The organism is Ignavibacteriales bacterium, from assembly GCA_016709155.1.
Lineage (GTDB): Bacteria > Bacteroidota > Ignavibacteria > Ignavibacteriales > Ignavibacteriaceae > JADJEI01.
On the sequence record JADJEI010000001.1, the window covers coordinates 1 to 26602 of the forward strand.

The 26602-nt window shown below is 34.3% G+C and carries 16 protein-coding genes and 6 pseudogenes; 9 read left to right on the plus strand and 13 right to left on the minus strand.

The annotated features are described in order from the left end of the window. Window positions 1-240: 240 nt before the first annotated feature. The 7 genes and pseudogenes from IPH11_00005 to IPH11_00035 all read right to left on the minus strand — a co-directional run bounded on the left by IPH11_00005 (window position 241) and on the right by IPH11_00035 (window position 11762). Window positions 241-1674 carry a hypothetical protein gene (locus IPH11_00005; protein MBK6912135.1) on the minus strand — a complete coding sequence of 478 codons (1434 nt, stop codon included), beginning with the start codon at window positions 1672-1674 and terminating at the stop codon, window positions 241-243. After that, window positions 1587-1994 carry a hypothetical protein gene (locus IPH11_00010; GenBank protein ID MBK6912136.1) on the minus strand — a complete coding sequence of 136 codons (408 nt, stop codon included), beginning with the start codon at window positions 1992-1994 and terminating at the stop codon, window positions 1587-1589. The genes IPH11_00005 and IPH11_00010 overlap by 88 nt, the downstream gene beginning before the upstream one ends. 245 nt (window positions 1995-2239) lie before the next feature. Beyond that, a pseudogene (locus tag IPH11_00015) lies at window positions 2240-5572 on the minus strand (NgoFVII family restriction endonuclease). A 448-nt stretch (window positions 5573-6020) separates the two neighbouring features. Beyond that, window positions 6021-7521: pseudogene (gene nrfA / locus IPH11_00020) on the minus strand (ammonia-forming cytochrome c nitrite reductase). A 39-nt stretch (window positions 7522-7560) separates the two neighbouring features. Then, window positions 7561-8138, minus strand: a pseudogene (nrfH, locus tag IPH11_00025) (cytochrome c nitrite reductase small subunit). Between the two features lie 165 nt (window positions 8139-8303). Next, window positions 8304-9748, minus strand: a pseudogene (locus IPH11_00030) (DNA-protecting protein DprA). Next, window positions 9745-11762 (minus strand): annotated as a pseudogene (locus tag IPH11_00035) (RecQ family ATP-dependent DNA helicase). The pseudogenes IPH11_00030 and IPH11_00035 overlap by 4 nt, the downstream one beginning before the upstream one ends. A gap of 865 nt (window positions 11763-12627) precedes the next feature. On the opposite strand from IPH11_00035, the gene IPH11_00040 reads away from it, so the two are divergent. The 5 genes from IPH11_00040 to IPH11_00060 all read left to right on the plus strand — a co-directional run bounded on the left by IPH11_00040 (window position 12628) and on the right by IPH11_00060 (window position 17939). After that, window positions 12628-13038, plus strand: coding sequence for an amino acid permease (locus tag IPH11_00040; protein MBK6912137.1), 411 nt, complete (start codon window positions 12628-12630; stop codon window positions 13036-13038). Then, window positions 12971-13729 carry an amino acid permease gene (locus IPH11_00045; protein MBK6912138.1) on the plus strand — a complete coding sequence of 253 codons (759 nt, stop codon included), beginning with the start codon at window positions 12971-12973 and terminating at the stop codon, window positions 13727-13729. The genes IPH11_00040 and IPH11_00045 overlap by 68 nt, the downstream gene beginning before the upstream one ends. Then, a complete protein-coding gene (locus tag IPH11_00050; GenBank protein MBK6912139.1) occupies window positions 13692-13985 on the plus strand; it encodes a hypothetical protein in 294 nt (97 codons plus the stop codon). The genes IPH11_00045 and IPH11_00050 overlap by 38 nt, the downstream gene beginning before the upstream one ends. 77 nt (window positions 13986-14062) lie before the next feature. Continuing rightward, entirely contained in the window at window positions 14063-16828 is a 2766-nt protein-coding gene (gene polA / locus IPH11_00055; protein MBK6912140.1) for a DNA polymerase I, read from the plus strand. 85 nt (window positions 16829-16913) lie between these two features. Further along, on the plus strand, window positions 16914-17939 hold the full coding sequence (locus tag IPH11_00060) for a glycosyltransferase family 9 protein (GenBank protein ID MBK6912141.1): 1026 nt from the start codon (window positions 16914-16916) through the stop codon (window positions 17937-17939). A gap of 1 nt (window position 17940) precedes the next feature. Here IPH11_00060 and IPH11_00065 read toward each other — a convergent pair whose 3' ends face one another. Further along, complete coding sequence (locus IPH11_00065; protein ID MBK6912142.1) at window positions 17941-19038, minus strand: glycosyltransferase; 1098 nt, start codon at window positions 19036-19038, stop codon at window positions 17941-17943. Window positions 19039-19144: 106 nt separating this feature from the next. On the opposite strand from IPH11_00065, the pseudogene IPH11_00070 reads away from it, so the two are divergent. The 3 genes and pseudogenes from IPH11_00070 (at window position 19145) to ispE (ending at window position 21967) form a co-directional block, all read left to right on the plus strand. Continuing rightward, window positions 19145-20264 (plus strand): annotated as a pseudogene (locus tag IPH11_00070) (glycosyltransferase family 9 protein). 49 nt (window positions 20265-20313) lie between these two features. Further along, a complete protein-coding gene (locus tag IPH11_00075; protein MBK6912143.1) occupies window positions 20314-21153 on the plus strand; it encodes a homocysteine S-methyltransferase family protein in 840 nt (279 codons plus the stop codon). After that, entirely contained in the window at window positions 21122-21967 is an 846-nt protein-coding gene (gene ispE / locus IPH11_00080) for a 4-(cytidine 5'-diphospho)-2-C-methyl-D-erythritol kinase (GenBank protein MBK6912144.1), read from the plus strand. The genes IPH11_00075 and ispE overlap by 32 nt, the downstream gene beginning before the upstream one ends. Here the strand turns inward: ispE and IPH11_00085 are convergent. Beyond that, a complete protein-coding gene (locus IPH11_00085) occupies window positions 21964-22905 on the minus strand; it encodes an LD-carboxypeptidase (GenBank protein ID MBK6912145.1) in 942 nt (313 codons plus the stop codon). The genes ispE and IPH11_00085 overlap by 4 nt on opposite strands. Window positions 22906-23008: 103 nt before the next feature. Here IPH11_00085 and IPH11_00090 point away from each other — a divergent pair, with 103 nt between their 5' ends. After that, on the plus strand, window positions 23009-23545 hold the full coding sequence (locus IPH11_00090; protein ID MBK6912146.1) for an HAD-IIIA family hydrolase: 537 nt from the start codon (window positions 23009-23011) through the stop codon (window positions 23543-23545). Window positions 23546-23576: 31 nt separating this feature from the next. Here the strand turns inward: IPH11_00090 and IPH11_00095 are convergent, their stop codons facing one another. From IPH11_00095 to IPH11_00110, 4 genes are all read right to left on the minus strand, one after another. Then, window positions 23577-23966, minus strand: coding sequence for a hypothetical protein (locus IPH11_00095; protein ID MBK6912147.1), 390 nt, complete (start codon window positions 23964-23966; stop codon window positions 23577-23579). A 103-nt stretch (window positions 23967-24069) separates the two neighbouring features. Beyond that, window positions 24070-24897: a phosphate ABC transporter substrate-binding protein gene (locus IPH11_00100; GenBank protein ID MBK6912148.1), complete on the minus strand. Its 828-nt coding sequence runs from the start codon at window positions 24895-24897 to the stop codon at window positions 24070-24072. Between the two features lie 4 nt (window positions 24898-24901). After that, window positions 24902-25768 (minus strand): M28 family peptidase, encoded by an 867-nt coding sequence (locus IPH11_00105; GenBank protein ID MBK6912149.1) that lies wholly within the window; start codon window positions 25766-25768, stop codon window positions 24902-24904. A gap of 68 nt (window positions 25769-25836) precedes the next feature. After that, window positions 25837-26550: a hypothetical protein gene (locus IPH11_00110; GenBank protein ID MBK6912150.1), complete on the minus strand. Its 714-nt coding sequence runs from the start codon at window positions 26548-26550 to the stop codon at window positions 25837-25839. Between the last annotated feature and the right edge of the window lie 52 nt (window positions 26551-26602).

A 26602-nucleotide genomic window follows, 5' to 3' on the forward strand; every position in this document is an offset into this window, starting at 1 on the left:
CTTCAATTATTTCATAAAACTCAGCAAACCAATGGAATGGCTGGTGAGATTTTAACCAATCATCAAATTCTTTTTCTTCTTTCTACTTTTTTTCATAATCATTTCCAAGGTAATCATTAAGTGATCGTTTAGTTTTTTAATCTTTCATTAAATTCGTCTTTAGATTTTTAAACACTGTATGTTTAGATTCATCTTCTAATTGTATTTCTTTATATCTTTTAAATGCTTTTGAAACAACATCTAATTCATCATAAATTTTTTTGTATCTACACCAACATTTAAACTCCAGGTTAGTCCCTTATCAAGTTCTTGCTTGGTTGCATAACCAATTAATGTATTACCACAACGCACATTAAAATCAATATCAGGCAATGGTTCAAGATGTTCAAAGTCTTCAACTTCGGCGACAAGCTTTAAGAAAAGACGAAGTTTTGCGATTTCAACAGCTTCGTTCATTATATCCACACCATAAAGGTTATTAAGTATTATGGATTTGTAGATATAGTATTGTTGGTTAGGATGCTTTGTTATTTCTTCAAGTACTTTTCTAAATTGCGAAAATTTCTTGCCATTTTGTTTATCATCTTCTTCAATAAATCCTTTCATACGTTCAATACAGCCATAGTAAAGTGGTTCAAGAATGTTAAGAGCTGCAAACAAAAATGCACCTGAACCGCAGGTGGGATCAAGTACAGTAATTTTTGTGATTGCCTTATAGAATGCATTTATAAAATCAGAGCCTTCGTATTGCTGAACTGCATCTTGAGCAAACTGGCGTATGTTTAGATTGTAAGTGATAAAATTGTTTATCTCTTTTATTTCACCATTTTCAATTTTTGTTTTAACATCAAAGTATCGGTTTCTTCTTTCCACAACTTCACGCCAGATTTCAGTCGGTAATGCAAATTCTGGTGGTGCGGCTTTGTTCCAATCTTTACGGCGTTCTAACAAATTTGGTTTAGTAGTATCAAGACCGATTTGTATTTCTTTGGGTAGTTCGCGAATTTTTAATTCAGATTGCTTCGCTCCGCTCGCAATGACATTATCGTATATACCGTGTTTTACAGAATCGTAAATGTAGCGGTCGGGATTATCACGAAGCATTTTCCATAAACTGCTCTCATCTTTGAAAGCGTTTGCACAATCTTTTTTAATCTGGTCGAATAGATAAGGAATGACAGTATTCTTTGCTATGTATTCAGTTATATCTTCTTTGGTGTAATATGCACCCATAGTGGCACGGTCGTTAATGTACTTCTCAAAGATGTAGCCGATTACATCAGGATTTATATCTTTACCTGTTGCAGTAATTTTTGTATCAAGATGCCAATTATATTCATCAAAGAACTTAAAGATTTTATCAAAGGCTTTGTCTTCAATTTCTATTTTTTTATAATTCTTTTCGATCTGGTGAACATCGAATAATCCACCATTGAGATAAGGCACTTTACCAATTTCTTTAGGAAGTCTTTCGGTTCGTTCTGGCGAACCTAATCCCTGGTGTAAAAGAACGAGTAAAAAGTTACGATAGAATGAAAAGAATTTGTCTTTGCCTTTTCGTTTTTGAACATCTTTAAGTTTATCACTTAAATAATTGATATTGTTATCAAGAAATCCTTTTTCTGAATAAAATAAATAAACATTAAACGGTTTAGCATAAGCGATGCATACCAATCTTTGTTTACTTTATCTTCAATACCATCAATAAATTTTAAGAAGGCTGTATGTTGTGCTTTAAATTCAACATAAAATTTCTTTGTTACTTTTTCAGCATTTGTGTTAAACTGTTCACGTACATTTGAACGTACATCGGCAATTGTAACTTTATCTTCTTCATCAAGATTAAATAGTAGACCACTAAGTTTTTGAAATAAAAGTTCGGGGGATTGGGATTGGAAATAAGGTGTTTCTCTAACAACTATTGGTTTATCAGATTCACGAAGTACAAGCTGCCAAATTTGTTGAAAGTTTTCTTTATCCGTGTATATGATCAAATGTTCATAATAAAGTTTTGTGATGCGCTGATCAATTTTTTTACGGATACTTGATAATGGAATTTTACCAGTTGCATCCGGTGAACAAACGAAAATAACAAAACCTCTTTTTCAGCAACTGCATTAAGATTAAATTTTTCATCATCAATTGAGATAGGAACAGTCAGTGAAAGGTTCTCCCAACCAAGTTAATTAAAAAGTTCTTTGAATGATGCTGATTTGATTAGTTGAGTGAATCAGATTTATTAAGAGTCATATTTTAATCCCATTGAACAAATAATTTGAGGGTCTTTATTTTTTATTTCATCTTCATTTATAAAACAAAGTTTATCATCTTCACGAAGTGAGATAGCAAGCTTAGCAAGTTGTTCATCATCAATGCCTGCTTTTAATTGACGATTAAATGTTTCTTTAGCAAATTCTTTAAGGGCATAACGATAAATATCATCGATTGTTCTTTTTAATGAATCATCAGCAAAAAGGGTATTTTTATTTTCTTCATAATAACGATTAAGCCGAGCGTACACACGAAACCGAGCACCAGTTTTTTTACCAAGCTGACCACCAATAAGTTTTTCAGAAACTTTGATATATTCAAGTCCAGATGCAACCAGTTTATGATGATTAGTTAATTTTTGCAAAGCAGTTTCGGATTCTTCGCAAGCTGCTTTTTTAAGAATAGTATATTGTGATTGGGTAATGAGTTCGCCTTTATCATCAACCATTATTAGTACGTCATTATCTTCCCACGTTTTAGAATAAACAATTACACCTTCAGAGTTATCTTTTTTCTTTGATTCTTTTTTAGTTGCATAAATGACATTAGGTAGCGAAGGGATTATTTTTTCTAGTTCAGGATTTTTATCAAGTGCATTTTTCCATATCTGAAATGCGTAAGAAGCAAGATCAACTTCAGAATCATCTTCATTATCAAGGATACCGGATTTCTCATTATACAAATCTGAAATGTTTATCGGATCACCTTCAAAGAAAGTTTCATCAGAACCAACAACCTCAGCATTTTCCTGAATACGCTGTGTAAGTCTGCGTCGTAGGTTGATGATTTTTTCAATACCATCTTCGGGTAGGAAAGAGTAACAAAGAATTTTATCCGATTCCTGCCCAATTCTATCAACACGACCTGCACGCTGAATTAAACGAATGATAGCCCAGGGCAGATCATAATTAAGAATGATATGACCATCTTGTAAATTTTGCCCTTCACTAAGAACATCAGTAGTAATAAGAACTCGAATTTCTTTGTTTGTACCTTTTAGTGCTGGAAATTCATTACTTACAGGACTAAAACGATTTGCAAAAGAAGTTGGATCTTCAGCATCACCTGTAACACATTCAAGACTATCAACACCACGCGATTTCATTTCATTAAAAAGATAATTTGCTGTATCTGCATACTGAGTGAAGATTAGAATTTTATCTTTTTTATGTTTTTTAGTACAGACATCATAAAGAGCGTTTAATTGGCGATCTTGTTTTGGATCCCAATCTTTGCCAAGTTGCAAAATTGATAAGAGTTTTAAACTGTCATTTGAAAGATCGAGTTCAAGTTCTGGTCTGAAGAAGTTTGCAGGTAACCAATCAAATTTGCTTTTCTGTGAGCCAGAAAATAAAATGTAAACTTCTTTAGCAAGATCGTAATATGCTTTTTCTTCAAACAGAATATTGTTGTTGTTTTGATTTGCATTATCATAGTCTTTATCATCAAGAAATTCATCAAGCAAATTTGCTTCCTGCCCGCCAATTGGAATTGGTAAATTATTTTTAAGCGCATATTGATAGATGTTATTTCTTAGAATATGACGACTAAGAGATAAGAGAAATGAATACCCACTGCTTTCAAGACGTTTGAATAAATTAGTACGTGCGAAACCCATAAGTCGTTTACCTGCACGAGATAAATTTATAATTGTTGTATCTTCATCTTTACTTGGTTTTGTTGGAGTAGTTTCTTTGATGTAATTGCCTAATCCATAGCGTGGAAGATTTAATTGATTTAGTGCCGAAACAACCGACGTTGTATAAAGTTTTGCATATTGATCATTAGGGTCATTGGGATTAAAATCATATTCTACTTTTTTAGGGATACGATCCGGAAAATAAGAACGACGACCATCACTAAACAATAAGTACTTACGTTTTTTACTGGATCATCAATTGAATAGTTCTCTTTAATGAAGCTACGTGTTCTGCGGACTAAATAGAGACGCATTAATTCACGCCAATCATCAGAATAATCACTTTTCTCAAAAGCTAATAATGTACGTTCTGAGTATTGATACTTTGCAACAAATTCTACTTTGCCACCAATCTCACGTATAAAATTTTCTGGTGATTGCCCTAAGTCTGCATCATCATCTATAAATAGACGTAATTGATTTGATAAATCTGAGTAAGATTTATTATATGGTGTTGCGGATAATAGAATAACTTTGCTTGCATTAAGACCAATATATTCTTTTATAGCTCTGTATCTTTTACCTTCGCGATTACGAAGATTATGGCTCTCATCAATTATTATAATTCTATATCGTCTAAGTTTTTGAAGTTCAGTTTGGGCGACAGAAATAGACATTACTTTTGCGCGGAGTTGATATTTATGAACGTACTTCTCCCACATTTCAGTAATGTTTTTAGGACATATAATTAGTGTTTCAAGATAAAAATCGTCTTCAAATATTTTTGCGAGTGCACAAGCAGTTATTGTTTTACCAAGACCAACAACATCCCCAATTATAACGCCATCTCTTTTATTAAGATGATGTGCTGCAATCAACACAGCTTTCTGTTGAAATTCGAGTAATTCATTTTTGAAAACTTTAGGAATTTGAAATTCTGATAAACCTGATCTTGCTTCGCGAGAAAGATGATAAGCTATTTTAAGATAAATATGATAAGGTAAATATGGTTGTTCGGATGCCCAGGATGTGTCAATTATCTCAGCAAGTTCTTTCGAAATATCTATACACCATCTGTCATTCCATCTATCTTCAAACCATTTTGATAATTTGATGGCAGCATCCTGTTCGAGTACATCAACATTTAATTCACCTTGTTTTGCTAAACCTGCCAAAGTAAGATTGCTACTACCAACAAAACCAATAACCGGATTTATCTTGTCATTCCGGAATGTGAGATACAATTTTGCGTGAAGAGTATGTTTAAGAAATAATTTTACAACTACTTTGCTTTGTTTTATTTGGGTCGATAATTTACGAAGGCCGAGTTCATCTTCTTCTGAAGGAACACCAATTGTTAATTGTTCACGGAATTTTTTAGCAAGGTCTTTTCTAAGATTGTTAGCTTTTTGATTATCGATCTCATTTGAACCTTCAGAAGAAAAATATTCTCTCAAAAATTCTTCTGGGTGTTTATGCATCCCAACCAATAGGCGGCATTTGTTGTCATCCACACCTGTAAAAGAATCAATTTTGTTCGCTACTTCTTTCCAACCACGAAGATTAAAATAACCTACAAAAATCAGATCGGTGTGAAACTTCAAGGAAATCGGATAAACCTTTGGTGAGATAGTTTTCGATGTTGTCAAAAATTTTAGGCATAGAGTTTAATATTTAATAATGAAAATGTTCCATTTACAACCAACTCAGCACCCCCAATAAAGAAACAAGTTTGAGGGGAGTGTAATCCTGTTACAATCTACAGTGCTTATTTATAAAGACAATGATATTCAAAAATCACATCATAAATTAAAAAAAAGTATTCATTAACTCTAACAATTTTCCCTAATGATCTTCTCATAAACAAAAGACTATTAGCGACGATCTACACTGTAATCAAAGTCTAATCAATTTACCTCATTAAGCTCATCTTCTTGGTATTAATAAAACCCCCTTCCTGCAATCTATACCAATAAATCCCTGCGCTTAATTGTAAATTGTAAATTCTACATTGCACATTATTCATTCTAAACTCCACATTGTACATTGTTTTAAGTTGAACAAGAGAACCTTCATCTTCGCTCAAGGCTGCATAAAGTTTAATGAGCAATTACTCTTTTAATTTATACTCATATAAAAATCCCTGCCGCTGTTTAGCTATTTTATCCCATTTAACAACGGTCGTATTTAGAAATTCTTGTTTAGCCTTTTCAAGTTTTTGAATATCAAGCCCAATATATTCTTGTGCTTTTTCTTTTGTAGATATATCGGGCATATCAATCGGATATTTCCATCCCTGCCTGGAAAATAATATGGCAATTTCCCTTCTCGCCTGCTCACCTTTTTGAATTGATGTACCAAGAACTCTTAATTCTTCAACCGGTGCATGGAATCCTAAAGCATTGGCGGCAGCAACCCAATCCCATCTCCATTGTGCATGACGAATAAGTTTGAGTATTGGTTTCATCTGTTCTTCAGTTGCACCATTATCCTGACGCAACTTTGGCTTCAATGTGTGCGGCTGCTAATGTTTTCTCAGCTATTCTTCTTATCTCTTCTATTCTATCCTGCCTGTCATAAACATCCTGCATAAGTCTATCAGTATCTTCTCGATGACAAACCTGGCAGGTTCTTGCAACATTGTTCAAAGGTGATTGTATGTGATGGTCTGTAAACTTAACCCCGCCTTCACTTTTGTATGGCATATGACAATCCGAACAGGAAACACCGCGCACTGCGTGAATACCAGTCATAAATAATTCAAAATCAGGATGCTGCGCTTTTAACATTGGGGCTCTGCTAAGTGCATGTGTCCAGTCAGAAAATTCAATTTCATCAAAGTATTCTTCCATATCATCTGCACTGAATCCTTTATCCCACGGGAAAGTCAAATACTTTTCTTCTTTTCCCTTAAAGTAATATTCAACGTGGCATTGTGCACAAACTAATGAACGCATTTCCTGTCTGCTAAAACTACTCATATCTTTTCCCTGTCTCTGATAAGCTTCAATTAGTGCTGGACGAGTAATTCTTAAGTTCATAGTTTTGGGATCATGGCAATCCTGACAACCAATCGGGTTAACTATTTCTGAACCTAAATCAATCCATTTTTTCTTATAAAAATTTGAAGCTCCTATCTCATGCATAACCCGCGGAACATCTGTGCTTTTGCAAGTCCAGCAAGTTGCCGGCATCGGACTATTTTCGTTATCTCCCGTTCGTAAAATATTTCGAATATCTTCTATTGCATGACCATGTCCCCTACCCTGATTATCCTCTTTTGAAAAAGCATAACCCGCCCACATCACAACAAGCTCGGTGTATTTTTCAAGATAATCTATTTTAACTGAGCCTCCATGTTTGCTTGCATAATCAGTCTTCAAAGTTTTAAGATATGATTCAAACTCGCGAGGATAATTTTCTCCCCATACTTCATTCCTTGGTTCCCAATCATTTATGGGTTTAACCATTTGCAAAACTGCGGATTCACTCCTTCTTTCCAAAATTGATGAAGCGAATAATCCAATTAAAAAAACTACAACTGCCGTTACAAAGAACAATATCCAGCCTAGCCATGGTTTGTTTTTTACTAATTCACTAATTGGTTTCATAACTTTATCCCGAATGATTTATTAATAATTAATTCTTTTTTATTTCAATTCTTTCTCTATCCACTCCGGCACAGGAGAAGTTAATGCAGGAACTCTTGCATACGGGGTTGATGATAAACTGTTAACTCTTCCATGCGGAATATCGCGATGGCAATCCCAGCAATATCCATCGCCATCCTCCTGTATTTTCTGATTGCTGATTGCTCTTACCGAAATCGGATGGATCATTTCAGAATGACAGCGAATACAATTTTGCTGAACTGCTTCTTTTCCTGCTTGCTTAATTTGTATTACCTGCGGCTCAAGTCTGAACGTAAACATAAATGAATGCCTAAGTCCATCAGAGGCTTTAAAGAAATATTTTTAAGAATGTTATCCTGCGGAACATGACAATCGTTGCAGACAGTAAATCTGCCGTGGTTGCTTCTCTCCCATGTAACATACTGCGGTGTCATCACATGGCAGTTTACACAAGCCTCCGGCTTATCAGATAAATATGAAGTTGCCCTGACTATATGCAATACAAAAAAAAACAATCCTGTTAAAATGCCAAGACTGAACAATACGGGGATTTTCCATTTGTGAGGAGGTTTAATTTTGTCAATTACTTTTTTCATAGTTAATCATTACTGGATTATGTTTTTGTTTTATAAGATTTACTATCTGGTCTGCTTATATCAAACTTTCTCATTATTGCAGCACCTCAAATCCTCACCTCTGATTGAAATGCTAAGTCCGGTAGAAAGGTTGCGTATGTACTCCTCTGATAACATAGAGATTGTTTATTCTTTATACTTAAGTTTTAAATCAACAATGTTAGTTATTTCTATTGCAGACGAATTTTTAACTCGTTTAATATCTGCTACGAGCTTATCACCTTTAGCAAATCCATATATTGTGTTATTAACCTTTTGAATAAAATTGATATCTACAATCTGCGCTAGTAGCCTTTCACCTCTATATCTAAATTCCCAATTTGAAAAATTATCAAAGTCAATTTTTAAGACTTCTATTTCAGCATTATTAATTACTTCATCTGTTGTATTAGTTAATTTCATTACTGGAATTTTTTCGTCTTCTATTCCACAAAACAATGACTCGTGATCTTTAGGAATATGATACCTGATAGGTTTACCTTTTACCTTGCTGACACCTTCTTCATTATTTAATAGACTTGATATTTTTTTAGAATTAATCTTATTACTCAAACTATTTGAAATTTCTTTTGCTGAGAGAGCCCCTTTAGCGTTCTTTAATAATTCTAATATTTCTTTTAATCCCGGAGGTACCTCCTTTTCAAGAGATTCCATAACAAGTTGTACTTTTGAAATTTCCGAACTATATGATTCTAATTGTCTTCCATCAAAATCTACTGGGATAGCGCCTAATTTTATCAATTCAAAATTAGAGTTATTCTCGTCAGAGTTAGGTTGTCGGACATAAATAACTCTACCCATCTTTAAACCTTTTCTAACTCCTTCCCAGGTCCCCCCTTTGTTACTTGATTGGGCAACATAAATATCTTTTGCAAGTCCATATATGATGGGGTTTCTTGCCATTGCGAGCCCTGTACTCCAAACAGAATTCGGATGGAAAGTGCTGAGTACTACTACATTTCCTTCAACAATTTGTTTATAATATTTATTCATACCCGAAGTAAAAGTTAGTATTCCTTGCGGAAGTACTATTATACTTCTACCAACATACTTTATAGCGCTGTCCAAGGCTTGCTGATCAACTCCTTTTGCAAATCCACTTACAACAACCTTGAAGTCCTTCGAAGCAAGTCTGGCAATATTATCAGTGAATTTCAATGATATCTCACTAGCATCTCACGATCCGACAATCGCTATTGAATTTTCTTCAAATATCTGTATATTGCCCTTAGTGTAAATAACGGGAGGTGAAAATTTAGTTTTAAGGTTTGCCTTTAAAATCTTTGGATAATTTTTAGAAGTAATAGGAATGACTTCAAATCCCTGTGATAATAAACTCTCAGCTAAAAAGGAATTACTTGCGAGATTCTTTTGGCTTCATTCAAATCATGGGTATCGCTTGAGCTGAGTTCAAAGTCAGTTTTCCATTTAGTTTCATCAAGATCAAAGAATTTTTCAAGATCAATATTCTTCAAATTAATTTTTATAATCAGTTTATTAATTTTTTCCGCTCCCCATCTTGGAAGATGGGCAAGTGTAATCCAATATGTTTGTTCTAAAAAGTCACTCATATATCTCCACCAACTGTTTTGGCAATTACTAATGGTGCTATTTTATTTGCACCGTTTTCTGATAAATATTTTCCAATTTCTTTAATTGTTGCACCACTATCAAAAATATCATCTATTAACAAGATGTTTCTACCGGAAATTATGCCCGGATTACTAACCGAAAAAACTCCGGCAACATTATCTTTTTTAAGTAACCCCGTCTGAAATATTTTTTGTGCTTTAGTAGTCCTTGTTTTTATCAAACCTTCAGAGAAAGTTAGTTTTAAGGTATCAGCTATTTTCTTAGCAAAATTTCTAACAAGATTTCCTGATTCAGTCGGCGGGACAAATAAACATAAATCAAATTTCGTATCACTTAAGTATTTACGAAATGCTTTTAAACATAGTTTCAATAAATAATCCGGATAATCGCCCCCCACCTTCATATTTACAACGGTGAATAACCTTTCCAACATTTGATACTCCATAATATGATGCGGCTACACCGTTAATTAATTTATTAGTTCTGTTCTCAACTTCCAAAATTGGGAAAAAGTTTCATAAAAATCAGTTAGTTTCTTTTTCAACACATCATTTTCTGATATTTTAATTTTTTTACCCAAGTCATTATCACATTTACCACAACTTTTACTGGAACGATCCCCCAAATAATCACAAAGAAAATTCATTCTACAGGTTTTAAGCTCTGTATAATCAACAATATCCTGGAGTTCCTTTTGCTTGAATTTTCTTAGTTCTTCGAAATATTTTGTATTGAGTGCCGGAGCATTGAATTTATATTCATACTTTTTACTCCTACCTGCCAAAACTCATTAATAATTCCTTGATCCCGCAAATCTGATAGAATTACTTTGACTTGAGTTTGCTTCATATTTGCGCTTTCTATAATGGCATGCAATCCAAGTCTTTGTGCCTTAACAATGTTTATTATTTTATCATATTTATCTAAAGAGGGTTTTGCTCCATCAATGAAAGAGTTTAGCAAATCTAAATCATCTTTGCGATTAAAAAATAAAATGACCCAGGCAGGTTCACCGTCTCTTCCCGCTCTACCAATTTCCTGATAATAATGAATTGGTGATTGAGGCATTTGTGTGTGCACAATAAAACGTAAATCAGGTTTGTCAATACCCATTCCCAATGCATTCGTAGAAACAACGCACTTGTAATCATTATGCATTAAACCAGTTTCAATTTCCTTCCGACTCTCTCCGTCCAAACCGGAATTATAATTAATGGATTTAATCTGTAAATATTCAAACCATCTTGAATATTGTTCAGTGCTAACTTTTGTACCGGTATAAATTATTCCCGTACCTGGTAGATTAGAGATGTTTTCTCCAAGCCAAATCATCTTTTCATCTTCGGAATTAACTTTAACAACTCTCAAATTAAAATTATTCCTTAATAAATTTCCCCTGATAGATGTTATATTTTTTCCAATCTGATTTTTTATATCTTCTTCAACTCTCGGTGTTGCGGTCGCAGTAGTAGCTAGAACAGGAAAATTTTAGGAAGTAAAGTAACAAGGTTAATTATTCTTCGGTAAGCAGGCCTAAAATCATGTCCCCAAACGCTAATGCAATGAGCTTCATCTATCACAACCATTGAAATATTAATCTTTGTTGCTGCTTCAATCCATTGTTGGTTTTCCTGTCTTTCTGGAGCAATGAAAAGAATCTTGTATTTACCAGTAATAGCATTTCTTATAATCTCATCATTTTTCATCATCGGTTTGGTTGCTATTAATTGAAGCTGTGGGAATATTTTGGATTCAATGAATTTAACTTGATCCTCATTAATGCAATAAGAGGTGAGAAAATAATTGTTGTACCTTTGAATTGAGTTGCCCGGTACTGATAGCAGAGAGATTTCCCAAAACCAGTTTTCTCGATTAACAATATTCTTTCACCGTTAAAGATTTTTTGAATTGTATTCCACTGATCATAAAAAATTTATTGAACCCAAAAATTTTTGATAACTTTGTTTCCTCTATACGCCTATCTAATTGCATAAGTTTCGGATAAGTTTGATGAAAAATTATTATTCACAACCAACTCAACACCACCAAATTATGGAAGGGAGAGTAATTTCTTAAAATTGACAATGTATAATTAACAATGCACATTGTATTCAAAAATTTCATTACAAATTAAAAAAAAGTATTGATTAACTCTAACAATTTTCCCTAATGATCTTCAGATAAACAAAAGACTAATCGGACGATCTATAGTCTAATCAAAGTCTAATCAATTTACCTCATTCAGCTGATCTCCTTACTATTAATAAATCCCCCTCACTGCCATCAACACCAATAAATCCCTGCACTTAATTGTACATTGTACATTGTTAATTGTAAATTCTTCATTGTACATTCTGAATTCTATATTCCTAATTGTTAATTGTTTATTGTTAATTGTAAATTCTTCATTTCTCAGTTGTCTCGCCCATCTCCGTCTCTATTTCCGTTGTAAATGGCTTAATCATACGCTATTCTTACGCTAATCATACGCTAAAAATACGCTGCTAATATATCCTTCTCTCGTATATATTGCTTTCTCGATTCGTTTAAGTATTCTATTAATATGCTTTTATTATGGCGATCGTAACAAAACGTATCCCTGATGACCTTCACAGTAATTTACTCTCCATTGTATGTAAATCAATGTCCCACTAACTTAAAATGGCTTTCTTCTAATTAAAATTTTTATCTGCCCGCTGTCATTAAATTAATTATGATGCCCACTTACACTTTTGATAATTAAATAATTCAGCAATTCAACAATTAAACAATTCAGCAATTAAACCCTCCGTACTATTTAAATAAATCTATTATCTTAACCCCCAAGAATTTTTTTCATAATAAAAAGAAAAGAATAATGCCAAATACAAATTTGAAGCGAACACTATCACTCACTGCCGCAATTATGGTTGTTGCCGGTTCAATGATTGGTTCGGGAATTTTCCGCAAGCCGGCAACTATGGCTGGTCAACTTCTTTCGCCGGAACTGCTGCTTCTCGTTTGGGTCGCCGCAGGGTTAATAACTTTTATGGGCGCACTCTCAAACGCCGAAGTCGCAGGGATGATAGATGCTACAGGCGGGCAGTATGTTTACTTCCAAAAAATGTACGGAAAGTTTTTTTCTTTTCTTTACGGCTGGTCTGTCATTGCCGTCATCCAATCCGGCAGTCAGGCAGCTATCGCTTATGTGTTTGGCGAGTATGTCGGTTATTTTATCCACTACCCTTCACTTTATGCCTTTTGTCGGAAATATTTTTCCCTTCAATGATATAGGACCAAAGTTCGTTGCAATACTAAGTATAATATTTTTAACAATTGTAAATTACATCGGAGTGATGTTCGGCGGAGTGGTTCAAACCGTAGTCACTTATATTAAAATCATTTCTATCGTTGCACTTGCATTACTGCTCCTCATATTTGGCTCGGGCAATCTTGCAAATCTTGTTACTGATTCTCAACTCTCGAACAACGGGCAAAACATTTTCATCATGATCGGACTCGCACTCTCTGGCGCGTTCTGGGCTTACGACGGCTGGAATAATGTTACATTCATTTCAGGTGAAATAAAAAATCCGCAAATAAACGTACCCAAAGCATTACTGACCGGAACTTTGATTGTAATGTTCACTTACGTTCTGATCAATGCAGCCTATCTGTACATTCTTCCGATAGATGAAATGAGTAATTCCCCCCTCGTTGCAGCAAGTGCTATAGAAAAACTTTTTGGTTCAGCCGGAGGTGCGATAATTTCAATTGCGGTTATCATATCAACGTTCGGCGCACTGAATGGAAGCTTACTTGCTTCAGCGCGTGTACCTTTTGCTATGGCGAGAGAAAAATTATTTTTCAAAAGACTCGGCGACATTCATCCTAAATATGCTACCCCCACGTTTCACTTGTCGTGCAGGAATCTGGTCGGCTGTGTTAGTGCTCTCCGGTTCATTCGATACTATTTCTGATTATGTGATTTTTGCAACATGGTTGTTTTATATGCTTGGCGCTTACGGTGTGATCGTTCTTCGTAAAAAAATGCCGGATGCAAATCGTCCGTACAAAGTTTGGGGATATCCTTACACAACTTTTCTATTCGTCATATTCGCTTTTGTCTTTCTTCTAAATAGTCTAATCTCAGATACAGAGAACGCTGCAATGGGATTAATATTAATTTTTTCAGGTGTTCCGTTTTATTTTTACTACAGAAAGAAATCAGATTAAGTTCAGGTTCAGGTTCAAGCTTAAAAGCTGAAGAATTATTTTCAATATTTTATTTATAAATAATCAGGGACTCACCAATGTCTAAAAAGTTTGTAATAATAGATGCGATGGCGCTTGCTTACAAAGCTTACTTTGCGTTCATTCGTAATCCACTGCTTTCTTCAAAAGGTGAACCAACTTCTGCTACGTTCGGATTCATCACTCAAATATTAAAAGTACTTGAAGATTTTAAGCCCGACTACATTTCGATAGCATTCGATTCAAAAGAAAAAACTTTTCGGCACGAGAAATATGAAAACTATAAATCGTCCCGGCAGGCAATGCCCGATGACTTAATTCCGCAATTCGGAAGAATCAAATCAATCATCGAAGCCATGAATATTCCGCTTTACATACTCCCCCGTTACGAAGCAGATGATATTGTCGGCACAGCAGTTCGCAAAGCCGAAGAACATGGTTTAGAATCTTTTGCAGTAACTCCCGATAAAGATTATGTGCAGCTTGTAACCGACAAAGTTAAAATTGTCAAACCGGGAAAGTCTTCCGAAGAAAATATTATTCTTGATAAACAAAAAGTAATAGACCTGTATGGTTTCGAACCGGCACTTATGATAGATTACCTCGCACTTATTGGCGACACATCCGATGATATTCCCGGAGTAAAAGGTATCGGTGAAAAATCTGCCACTCCCCTCATTCAAAAGTTCGGCACGATTGAAAATATTTATCAGCACATTGAAGAAATTGAAAAGCCTGCCATTAAGAAAAAACTTATCGAAGGAAAAGAAAATGCCTTCCTTTCAAAAGACCTTGCAACGATTCATTGTCAGGTTCCGATTGAAATTGATTTTGAAAAAGCTAAATTTGAAAACCCCGACTTCGACAAGCTTCGCGAAATTTTTGTTGACCTCGAATTTAAGAATCTTTACAACAGGTTACTTAAACTTTATGATGCTTCAAAAGAAAATGAAAAACCGATTGAAACTATCTCGCCTGATCTTAAAACAATCAATCGTGACAAAACTAAATATCAACTCATCACTTCAATCAATGAAGCAAAAAATCTTTTCTTTAAATTAAACTCAACTGAACTTTTTGTTTTCGATACTGAGACGGACGGATTAGATCCATTTCAATTAAAACTGGCAGGAGTTTCTTTTTCCACCAAACCCGGTGAAGGATATTTTATCGCTGTCAATCCTTTCGAAGGTGGAAGTGATTTATTCAATCCCATAAATGATGAACGACTTTCAATAAAAGATTTTGTAAAAATCTTTAAACCTCTTTTAGAGAATTCATACATAAAAAAAGTTTGTCAGAATGGTAAATATGATATTTCTGTAATGCGAAGCATCGGAATTGAAGTAAATAATTTTTACTTCGACACAATGCTCGCAAGCTACATAATTGATCCCGATCAAAAACATGGAATGGATGAACTTGCTCAAAAATATCTCGATTATCAACCCATTCCTCTTAGCGATTTAATCGGTGTGAAAAAAGATCCAGCAAAAATATTTGAGGAAGAAGCTGAAAAACTTGGTGAGTATTCTGCTGAAGATGCTGATGTAACATTCCGACTATTCGATATTTTAAAGAAGGAACTTGAAAAAGAAAACCTGATAAAAGTTGCATATCAAGTTGAGTTCCCTCTTGTCCCCGTCCTCGAAGAAATGGAATTCAATGGAATCAAAGTAGATGAAAAAGTTCTGAATGAATTAAGTAAAGACTTATCAATATTAATGGATAATTACTCAGCCGAAATATTTCGGTTAAGCGGCAGTAAATTCAACATCAATTCTCCGAAACAATTACAGGAAATTTTATTCAACAAACTTCAATTGGCAAAAGGAAGAAAAACTAAAACAGGCTTTTCAACTGATGCTCGTTCTTTAGAATTTCTTCGCGGTGAACATGAAATTATTGATGTACTTTTGAACTACAGGCAAGTTTCAAAATTAAAATCAACCTACGCCGATTCACTTCCTAATCTTATCAATCCTAAAACCGGCAGAATACATACAAGCTACAATCAGACAGTTGCCTCAACAGGAAGGCTTTCAAGCATTGATCCGAATCTCCAAAACATTCCAATACGTTCTGAACTTGGCAAAGAAATTAGAAAGGCTTTTATTCCTCGGGATAAAAATTTTACTTTACTCAGTGCCGATTACAGTCAGATTGAATTAAGAATCCTTGCCGCAATTTGTAAGGATGAAGGTTTGATGAATGCTTTTAAAAATGGAGAGGATATTCATCGAAGCACAGCAGCACTCGTATTTATGGTTCCGCTACAGGATGTTACTCCCGATATGCGCCGCAAAGCTAAAGAAGTAAATTTCGGAATACTTTACGGAATCGGTCCTTTTGGATTGAAGACAAGGCTGGGGGTTACTCAACAGCATGCAAAAGAAATTATTGAAACTTACTTCAACACTTTTAAGCGTGTTAAAAATTATATGGATGATTCGGTTGAGAAAGCACGTGCAAAAGGTTTTGCCGAAACTCTGCTCGGTCGCAGAAGATTTCTACGGAATATAAACAGCAATAATCGGGTCGTCAGGCAATTCGAGGAACGCGTGGCAATCAACATGCCGATTCAGGGAACTGCCGCCGATATGATTAAACTTGCTATGATCAATATTCACAATGAAATTAAAAAACAAAAAATGAAATCGAAAATGCTCCTTCAGGTTCACGATGAACTTTTATTCGATGCGCACAATAGTGAGGTGGATGATTTGAAATCTCTTGTTAAAAACTTGATGGAGAATGCTATGCCTATGGCAGTTCCAATTTTAGTTGAAGTTGGTACCGGCGACAATTGGCTTGATGCACACTAGAAGAGTTCAAGTTCAAGTTCAGGTTCTAGGGCAAGTTTAGATTTATTTAGATAATATGAGTGAGTTTTAATTTTGAATTTTACTTATGAAAATTGATCACACAATCGTTAAGAAAATACTTTGCATTAAACCCCGTGGAATTGGTGATATCGTTCTATCCACAATAATTCTTGAAAATCTAAAGGCACATTTTACAAATGTGAAGATAGATTATTTAACCGAGCATTTTGCAGTAGATGCAGTTAGCGGCAACCCCCTTGTTAATAAAGTCATTTCAATGGATAAAACAGAATTTCCCCTTAAAGTTGCTTTGCGAATCAGAAAAGAAAAATATGATATGATCATTGATCTGTGGTCAAATCCGCGAAGTGCACAAATAACTTTTCTCTCTGGAGTTAAATATCGAGTTGGATATTCTTATCGCGGAAGAAAATATGCATATAATATTCACGGTACTTCAGAGAAAGGCATCCACCATTCAGCCGAACACAATCTTGAATTATTGAAAGTTATTAATGTTCCGATTATCAGTAAGCGAATTCATTTTTATGTGCGTGAAGAAGATAAATTATTTGCAGATAAATATTTTAAATCACAAAAGCTTTCAGACAAAATGGTAGTCGGTATCATTCCTGCAGGCGGCTGGGCTTCCAAAAGATGTGATGCGGCTAAGTGGATAGAAATTTGTAACTCTGTTTTACAAAAATATGATGTTCATTTTCTTCTCCTTTGGGGACCCGGAGATGAAGACGATGCACATAAAATTAAAACTGAATTAGAAGATAAAATTTCTTTAGCACCAAAGACTGATCTGCTTCAATTAACCGGCTTGATAAGTAAATGCGATATGATAATTGCAAATGACTCCGGTCCAATGCACATTTCCGCGGCTCTTGGTAAACCTACACTCGGAATTTTTGGTCCTACCAACCCGGCAGCTCACCGACCTTATTCTTCCAATTCAACTTTTATAAATAAAAAAGATTTGCACTGCATCATTTGCAACAAATTGTTTTGTCCATACGGACATGAATGCATGCTTGAACTTTCTGTTGATGAAGTGATAATAAAGTTAGAAACGATTGGCAAAGATATTCTGATCAGAAAATAAATTATTTCCGCATCGTATATGCTTCATCCAATAATTCAGTTAATCTTAAACCATACTTTTTAAGATTATAATTCTCCAGCGCATCCTCGCTTGCCTTCTTACCTAATTTATGTGCAAGAGTTTTATCATTAAAAAAAATTCTAATTGATTCAACAAGCTCTTCCGGATTTTTAATATCAAACAAAAATCCATTTTGCTCATGAATTATAAACTCATTATTGCCGGGAATGTTTGATACAATAATTGGTAGTCCTGCTGCAGCGGCTTCGAGCAGCGCAAGTGAAAACCCTTCCGAACGTGACGGCAGAACGAATACATCCATCGCTTTGTAATATTCATAAATATTATCAACAAATCCCGGAAGAATTAATCTATCGGAAGAAATTCCAAATGTTGCGGCGTAGTCAATCACTTCCTGCTGCATCTCAGTTGGAATCCCAATAATCAAAAGACAAAACTCCTGTTCGAGTTTAGAGAACGCTTCAAACAAAATATCAAACCCTTTCCTTTCTTTATGGAACCAACTCGAAACTCCGATTACAAACTTATTAATTATACCATATTGCTTTCTAATCTTGGTGCCGTCAACTGCAGAAATATTTTCAGGATATTCAGTTACGTTATAAATAACTCTCACACGGTTTTTTATTAATCCAGATCTAATTAAATCAGCAGCCACACCCATGCTGCAAGCCAATGTCATGTCGCAATAAAAATTATAAACTAAAGAACCAATAATTGGAAGCGATTTAGACATGTTTTGCCGGTAAGCAACATTAATAATTTTTTTACCTAACTTAGATTTGAGTGAGTTGCCTATTTTCCGATCAAGAGAATGATATGTAATACAAAAATCTGGTCTATTTATTTTAACATCAGATAATATTTGGTCGAATAACTGAGAATACTTTTGAGTGCTGTCAAACTCAATAGTTTTAATATTTTTTTCTTTGGCTCTTCTTTCGGTAAGAGAATTCTTTGAAACTATAATAGTAACATCGTTGCCTGACTCACTCAATACAGACGAACTTAGAATAGCCATTTTAGCACTTCCGGCATAGCCATCACCAAAACTGAACTGATAAATTTTATATTTCATTTAAAAGTGATTTATTAAGAATGATTCATATTTCTTATATTTCATTTAAGTAATGATAGAAAATCATACTTAAAACAAAATTAAGAATAAATAGATTTTAATCAGCATGACTAAAAAACAAATTCCATCCTGCAAAAGATTCACCGGTTATAAACCATGCTTTACTGATCACGATTGCTGGAGTAATGGCTGCAAAGATAATATTCCAATCGGCAAAAAATATTAATAATTAATCTTGATGCAATGGGTGATGTTTTAATGACCACTGCACAGCTTCCTGCTTTGAAAAAGAAATTTCCCGAATCAACAATTTATTGGGTCACTCTAAAAATTGCCGCTCCCCTGCTTCTCAATAATATGTATGTTGATAAAGTTTTTTCTTTTGACGCTGAATCAATTTTAATCCTTTCACAAATGGAATTTAATTTAATATTAAATGTGGATAAATCTCAGCGATCATGCTCATTGTTGAATGAGTTAAAATCTAAAAATAAATTGGGCTTCGGTCTCAATAGTGACGGTAAAATTATCCCTATGAATGAAGGAGCAAATTATAACTATCAGCTTGGAATGAACGATAATTTAAAGTTTAAATTGAATCAGAAAACCGGGCAGGAATATTTAGCTGAAACTTTCGAGCTTGATTTTAATAATGATGAATATGTTTTTGAATTTACCAAAGATGAAGAAATATTTATTGAGTCCTTTCGAAAAAAATTAAAACTTAAAAAGAACGACAAAGTAATCGGCTTCAACACAGGATGTTCCGAATTATATCCCAATAAAAAAATGACAGTTGAACAGCATATTTATTTAATTGATAAATTTTTGAAAAAGAAAAAGTACAAAATTATTTTGCTTGGCGGACCGGAAGATGAAAAAAGAAATTCCAAAATATATTCCCACTTAAAAGCAAAATAATTAACACTCCAACTAATGAAGGGGCCAGACGAGGTGCTTGTTATGAGGCTCTTGCTGATGTAATCATTACAGGCGACTCATTTGGGATGCATCTTGGAATTGCACTGAGAAAATTTATTATAGTTTGGTTTGGCGTTAGCTGCTGGAGTGAAATTGAATTATACAATCGCGGTGTAAAGCTCTTTCAAAATGATTTATTCTGCTCCCCCTGCTGGAAACGAAAATGTCCTTACAATCTTGAGTGCATTCAACAAATTGATTTAAATAGAATTATTACAGAAACAGAAAAGTTTTTCGCCGACTAAAATGTTCAATTATTTTTCTTTTGCCAAAAATATAAAGCGGCCATTAATTATGGATGGAGCTACAGGTAGTCTGCTCATTAAAATGGGCATTAAACCTGATCATAATTTATGGACTTCAGCGGCAAATATTTTCAATCCTGAAATAGTTTTCTCCTTACATAAAAAATATTTGAAGGCTGGGGCAGATATAATTACCACGAATACATTCAGGACTAATCCCGCGGCGGTAAAAAAATCCAATTTTGATCAAGCGCAGCTTGTAAAAAAAGGAGTTTTACTTGCTAAAAGTGCCGGAGAAAAATACAACGTATTAATTGCTGGTTCGAATCCACCTGCTGAAGATTGCTATCAGCAACAAAGGACTATCACACAAAAAGAATTAAAGTACAACCATCATAAACACATTTCTCAATTATTAGAATTCGGAAGTGATTTCGTTTTAAATGAAACTCAAAGTCATTTCGACGAAATAAAAATTATCAGCGAATATTCTTCAAAAAAAAATATTCCTTTTGTTGTAAGTCTGTTTATTGATCAAAAATTAAATTTGCTCTCCGGGGAAAATGTTTTCAAGATTATTGATTACCTGAATCATTCTCCACTGCTGGCAATAGGGATCAATTGTGTTTCACCTGATATATTTTTTCAAACCGTGAGTAAATTTTTTCGAAGAATGAATTGGGGTTTTTATTTAAACTGTGGAAAAAACGGTCACTCGTCCGGAAAAATAATTTGTTCAGTATCACCAGATGATTATCTTAAAACAGTAAAATTATCATTAGATAAATCTCCGTCTTTTATCGGAGCTTGCTGTGGTTCAACACCAAAGCATATTTCAAAACTAAAAAAATACTTCGATGGAAAAATTAATAATTCAAACACCGGCTAAAATAAATTTTGGTTTGCACGTAATCGAACAACGACCGGATAAATACCATAATATTGAGACAATATTTTATCCGATTAAATTATATGATACGCTAACTTTTGAAGAGTCAGACCATTTTGAGATAATTACGAATTCAAACGAATTGAATGAAAATAAATTTAATTTGATAGTCGAAGCCAAAGATTTGCTGCAATCTTATGATGATAAAAAGATGGAAATAAAAATCACACTCGATAAAAAAATTCCGATCGGCGGCGGTATGGGTGGTGGGAGTTCTGACGCAGCAGCAACATTAAAAGCGCTTATTAAACTTTATGATATTAATATAAGTGATGACCTGCTTAAAAAATTTGCTTTGCAGATAGGTTCTGATGTTCCGTTTTTTTTGAACCCCGTTCCTTCGCTCGGATATGCGCGCGGTGAGGACTTAATTCCGCTTGATAATTTCTTTATTGATTTTAATATTCTTTTAATCTATCCAAACTTCAATATATCTACCAAGTGGGCATTTGCTAAATTAAAGTTGAGTACACATAATTTTTCTTTAAGAAATTTCACTGAAGATCTTTGGAAGGATACAAAGAAAATGCGATCATTGATAAGAAATGATTTTGAACGTCGTGTTTTCAGCCATTTCCCGGTGCTTTCTGAAATTAAAAAGAAACTTTATTCCTTACACGCTCAGTATGCCTTAATGACCGGAACGGGTTCAACAATTTTTGCACTATTTAAGAATAAGGACGAAGCTGCAAATGCGAAAGCAATTTTCGAAGAAAAGTTCTTCACCTTTCTTCAACTTCGCGGGAAAAATTAGCTCACAACATTCTCCGTATACTCAACAAATCCTTTCGTAGCATTAATTCTGATCATTGCCCCGAATGGTACGGTTAATTTATCAGCAATATGACCGTGCGGAAAATTATAAACTATTGGTTTGCCAAGATGTCCGAAGTAATGATCCATAACTTCACCCAAAGTCAGTGATCGTTTTGACGGATCGTTTTCATAACACTCCGCAAACCGCCCAATTAATACCGACTTAATCTGCTGAAATATTTTAGTAAGCCGAAGATGATTCAACATTCGATCTATTTTATACGGCATTTCTCCAATATCTTCAAGCAGAAGAATTTTATCTTTCATATTAGGCAGAAAACTTGTCCCAATTAAAGAATTAATCAGCGATAGATTTCCACCCACCAACCTGCCGGATGCTATTCCCTTAACTAATGTTCTTATCTTCATCTCATCGGATAATTTGACTTTCCCAATTTTTTTATTCGTAGTTACTAAAGTCCAAAACATTTCTTCGGTGAATGCGCTGACAGGGTCAATAAAATCAACTGCCGGCATTGGTCCGCCAAAAGTAATCAAACCGGACTTTTCGAGGAAAGCCATTTGCAGTGCTGTTATATCTGAATAGCCAACAAATATCTTTGGATTTTTCTGAATCAATTTATAATTTATTTTATCAAGCAATCGGGGTGAACCGTAACCGCCTCGTAAACAGAAAATTGCTTTTACATTTTTGTTCTCAAACATTGAGTGAAGGTCAGATAATCTTTCATCATCTGAGCCGGCGAGGTACCCATAGTACTGACCGACATTTTTCCCGACCTCAACTTTATAAGAGTTTTTTTCAAAGTATTTTACGCTTTTCTCAATCCTTGAAAAATCGTCAGGCGTTGAAGCCGGGGAAATTAAACCAATTAAATCCCCTTTTTGAAGCCGCTTTGGTTTCTGAATTCTCATTTAACATCCCGTTTTATTATTTTGGTAATCACTTAAATGAAAATAATCAACGGATGATACTCTTCCAACAGATACATTCAACAAATTCAAATAATTAAAAAAAATGAAGAATATAATTTTGAACCGATCTTTAGCTGTCAATAATCAGCATTTAAAAGAAAAAATTAAAAAAATTAAAATGGTTTTAACAGATAATGATGGTGTTTTGACTGACAATGGAGTTTATTATTCTGCGAATGGTGAATTTATGAAACGCTTTTCGATTCGTGATGGAATGGGAATTGAGCGATTAAGAGAAATTCTTGGAATTGAAACCGGAATTTTAACAGGAGAAAATTCTGAAGCGATACGCCGTCGCGCTGAAAAATTGGCAATTACAAATCTGTACCTGGGTGTAAAAGATAAATTGGAAGTGCTTCAAATTATTTTGAAGAAACATCAATTGAGAAGTGAAGAGATTGCCTATATCGGAGATGATGTTAACGATTACAATATTATTAAAGAGGTTGGTTTTTCTGCTTCACCTGCTGACGGTATGCCGTTCATAAAAGAAATTGTAGATTATGTATGCGAAGCCAGAAGCGGAAATGGAGCGTTCAGAGAATTAGCTGAATTGATTATTGCCGTCCAAAAATCCTGATCAAAAATATTTGATGATTGATAGTATTTTTTTAATTCTTAACTGTAATGGTTATTGATCCGGGTTTTACAATTCCCTGAACCTGAACATTTGTTCTTCCGTTCTTTCCAATTTCAGTTCCGGTTCCTGTAATTACAACTCTGTTTCGATCCGGCTGAATTTTTACCTTAATTTTTCCCAACACATACTTTTTAAAAAAAGAAGAGGTTTCAAATCCGGTGTAATCTAATCCCCCGCCCTGCAGTTCTTTTGGTTTCTTGTAATAAACTTGTGCATCAACTGCGATGTAAGTAACATCGTGAGCTACCAAATCTCTATTGGCATCCGAAGCATTTGACTTGAATAAACTTATCCCAAAATAAATTGCAACCGCAACGATAATAGCTCCCAATACGATTAAATACATCTGTTGTGTGCCCATTTTAATTCCTTTATTTTTTTGATGAATTAATTTTAATCATAAAAGTAAAACGATGTAAAGTAAATTATTTACAGAAGTAATTTAATCAAACTCATTTTAACTATTACAATTTGTTTTCCCAAAGCGGAATAAAACCTGATCGTCTCACTACATATTGACCGGATGGTGAAAGCACCCAATCAATAAAATTTTTCACAACTCCGCCGGGAGTTTTTACAACAAAGAAATGTAAATATCGAATAATCGGATAAGAATCATTTCGTACATTTTTTTCTAAAGGTTCTATACCTTCAATCATTACATTAAATACATTGCCTTTGTACCCCATTCCACCATAACCAATTGCATTATCATTTTCCGAAACATTTTGGACTATATCCTTTGTTGTTGGTTCAACAATGGATGTAGTAGTATATTTTTCTCCTTCAAGTACATGGTCTTTGAAATATAGGTATGTGCCGGAATTTGGATTTCGAATCACCGGAATGATTGATTTGTCTTCACCACCGAGATTTTTCCAATTATTTATTTTACCGGTAAAAATTTCTTTAAGCTGTTTCATTGTCAAATTTTTAACCGGGTTATCAGGATGGAGATAAATACTTAAAGCATCTTTAGCAATTAGGAAAACCAATCCGAGGGACCCGTAGTATTCTGTTAACGCTTTTGTCTCTTCCGGTTCCAGGTTTCTTGATGCAGTGCAAATATCTATTTGATTGTTAATTAGAATTTCTATGCCTTTGGCAGTTCCACCACCCTCGACATGAATTGATACACCGGGATGCTCGTTCATGTATTCTTCAGCAAGGAGTGAAGTCAATTCAAGCATAGTATCGGAGCCGGCAATTCTTATTACATTGCCGTCAATATTCTTATACGAACAAGAATTTAAGAACAGTAATACGGTGATAATAAAAATATTTCGTTTCATAAAATTATTTTTCTTCCGAGATTGATCTCAATCGCGCATTAATATAAGGTGAACCGGACTTCCATTCAGGTACCTTTAAATCGTTTGAAAGATGGAAACAAAAATCGAAAAGAATCTTTGCGTGTTTTGATGCTGCTTCAAAATCTATATCCTGTTTAATTTCATCAAATGGAGTATGATATTTTTCTAAATAATAATTGATAAAAGCCTTCAAAACTTCTTCCTCACTTTTCGTTTTATTTTTAACTCCTTCTAAAATTAATATTGATGGAATCCCGGCAATAGCAAATGCTAGTTGATCCGACTTATTGAAAGCATCAAAGTTTCTAAATTGAGCAGGAATATTTTCAATTGATAAATCATAGCGATCAACAGTTTGTTTTAAAGATTCATATAGGGTCGAATACTCAGAGCCGATGCCTACAACGCTTTGAAAATCTTTGAACATTGCTACACCGTCTATATTAATATCAGCAATCGTATTGTGAAGCGGCACGATGGGATTATCCACGTAGTAACTTGAACCGAGCAATCCGAATTCTTCACCTGTTAACGCCAAAAATAATATTGATCTTTTTGGTTTTATCTCTAATTCTGAAAAAGCTTTCGCAAGTTCGAGCAGCACAGAAACTCCAATTGCATTATCCAAGGCACCATTGTAAATGGAATCTCCGTTCACCGGTTTTCCAATTCCAAGATGATCATAATGTGCTGAAATAATTAAATAAGTTTTTTTTAATTCCGGGTCACTTCCTTCTATCATTCCAATTACATTTGGCGAGATGAAGTCTCTTTCTTTAAATATTCCCCTAAATTTTATTTTTGTTTCTAATGGAAAAGATTCCAATCTATTTTCATTATGTAATTTCATGACATCACTAAAAGAATATTCTGAATTACGAAAAAGAAAATCGGCAGAATTAGGATTAAGTAGAACACTCAAACTACTCGAAACAGAATATGCAAGTGTAACATCCTCAAACTCAAAATCTTTTGAACCTCTTTCCAGTTATTAAAATCGCTTATTGGAATTTGAATTGTTCCGGCTGCACCTCTTGAGATAGCAATTCTGCGTTTTGATTCAGGGTAGCTGTAAATGGTGGGTGTGTTGCCATCAAAATAATCTTCATCATCAGAATAGGGCTCGCCATCAAGAAATACAACTACTTTTCCTTCTACGTTGACTGACTGGTAATCATTATAATCAAATTCCGGAGCGATAATACCATAGCCAACAAAGACTATCGGTAATGAAACCGGGGTAAACGTTTGCTGCCCTGATCGAAAGAGAAAATAATCCTCAGATAATGCGAGATAAGTAGTATCTTCTTCAAGATAAAGACTCAACGCAGAAGAAGACAAAGGAATACTACCATGCATTTGAATATTCTGGAAATAATTATTTTCCTTTACAATTATGTTCAAATGATAATTTGAAAACTGATCCGAAATATATTCGGCTGCTTTATTTCCTCCTATTGTTCCCACCTTTCTTCCTTCGAGAGAGTCGTCAGCAAGAATGCTTAAGTGTTTCTCTATTGAATTCGCAGAGATTGAATCAAAAGCCGAGTAAAATGTTTTTTTATTTTGCGCCGGGAGAGTTACGATAAATAAAATAGTTAGCAGTGTTAATTTTATAGAGTAATTTTTCATTGTTATAAAATTAAATAAATCCTGTTGAAAAAATAAAAAGGACACTACAGGA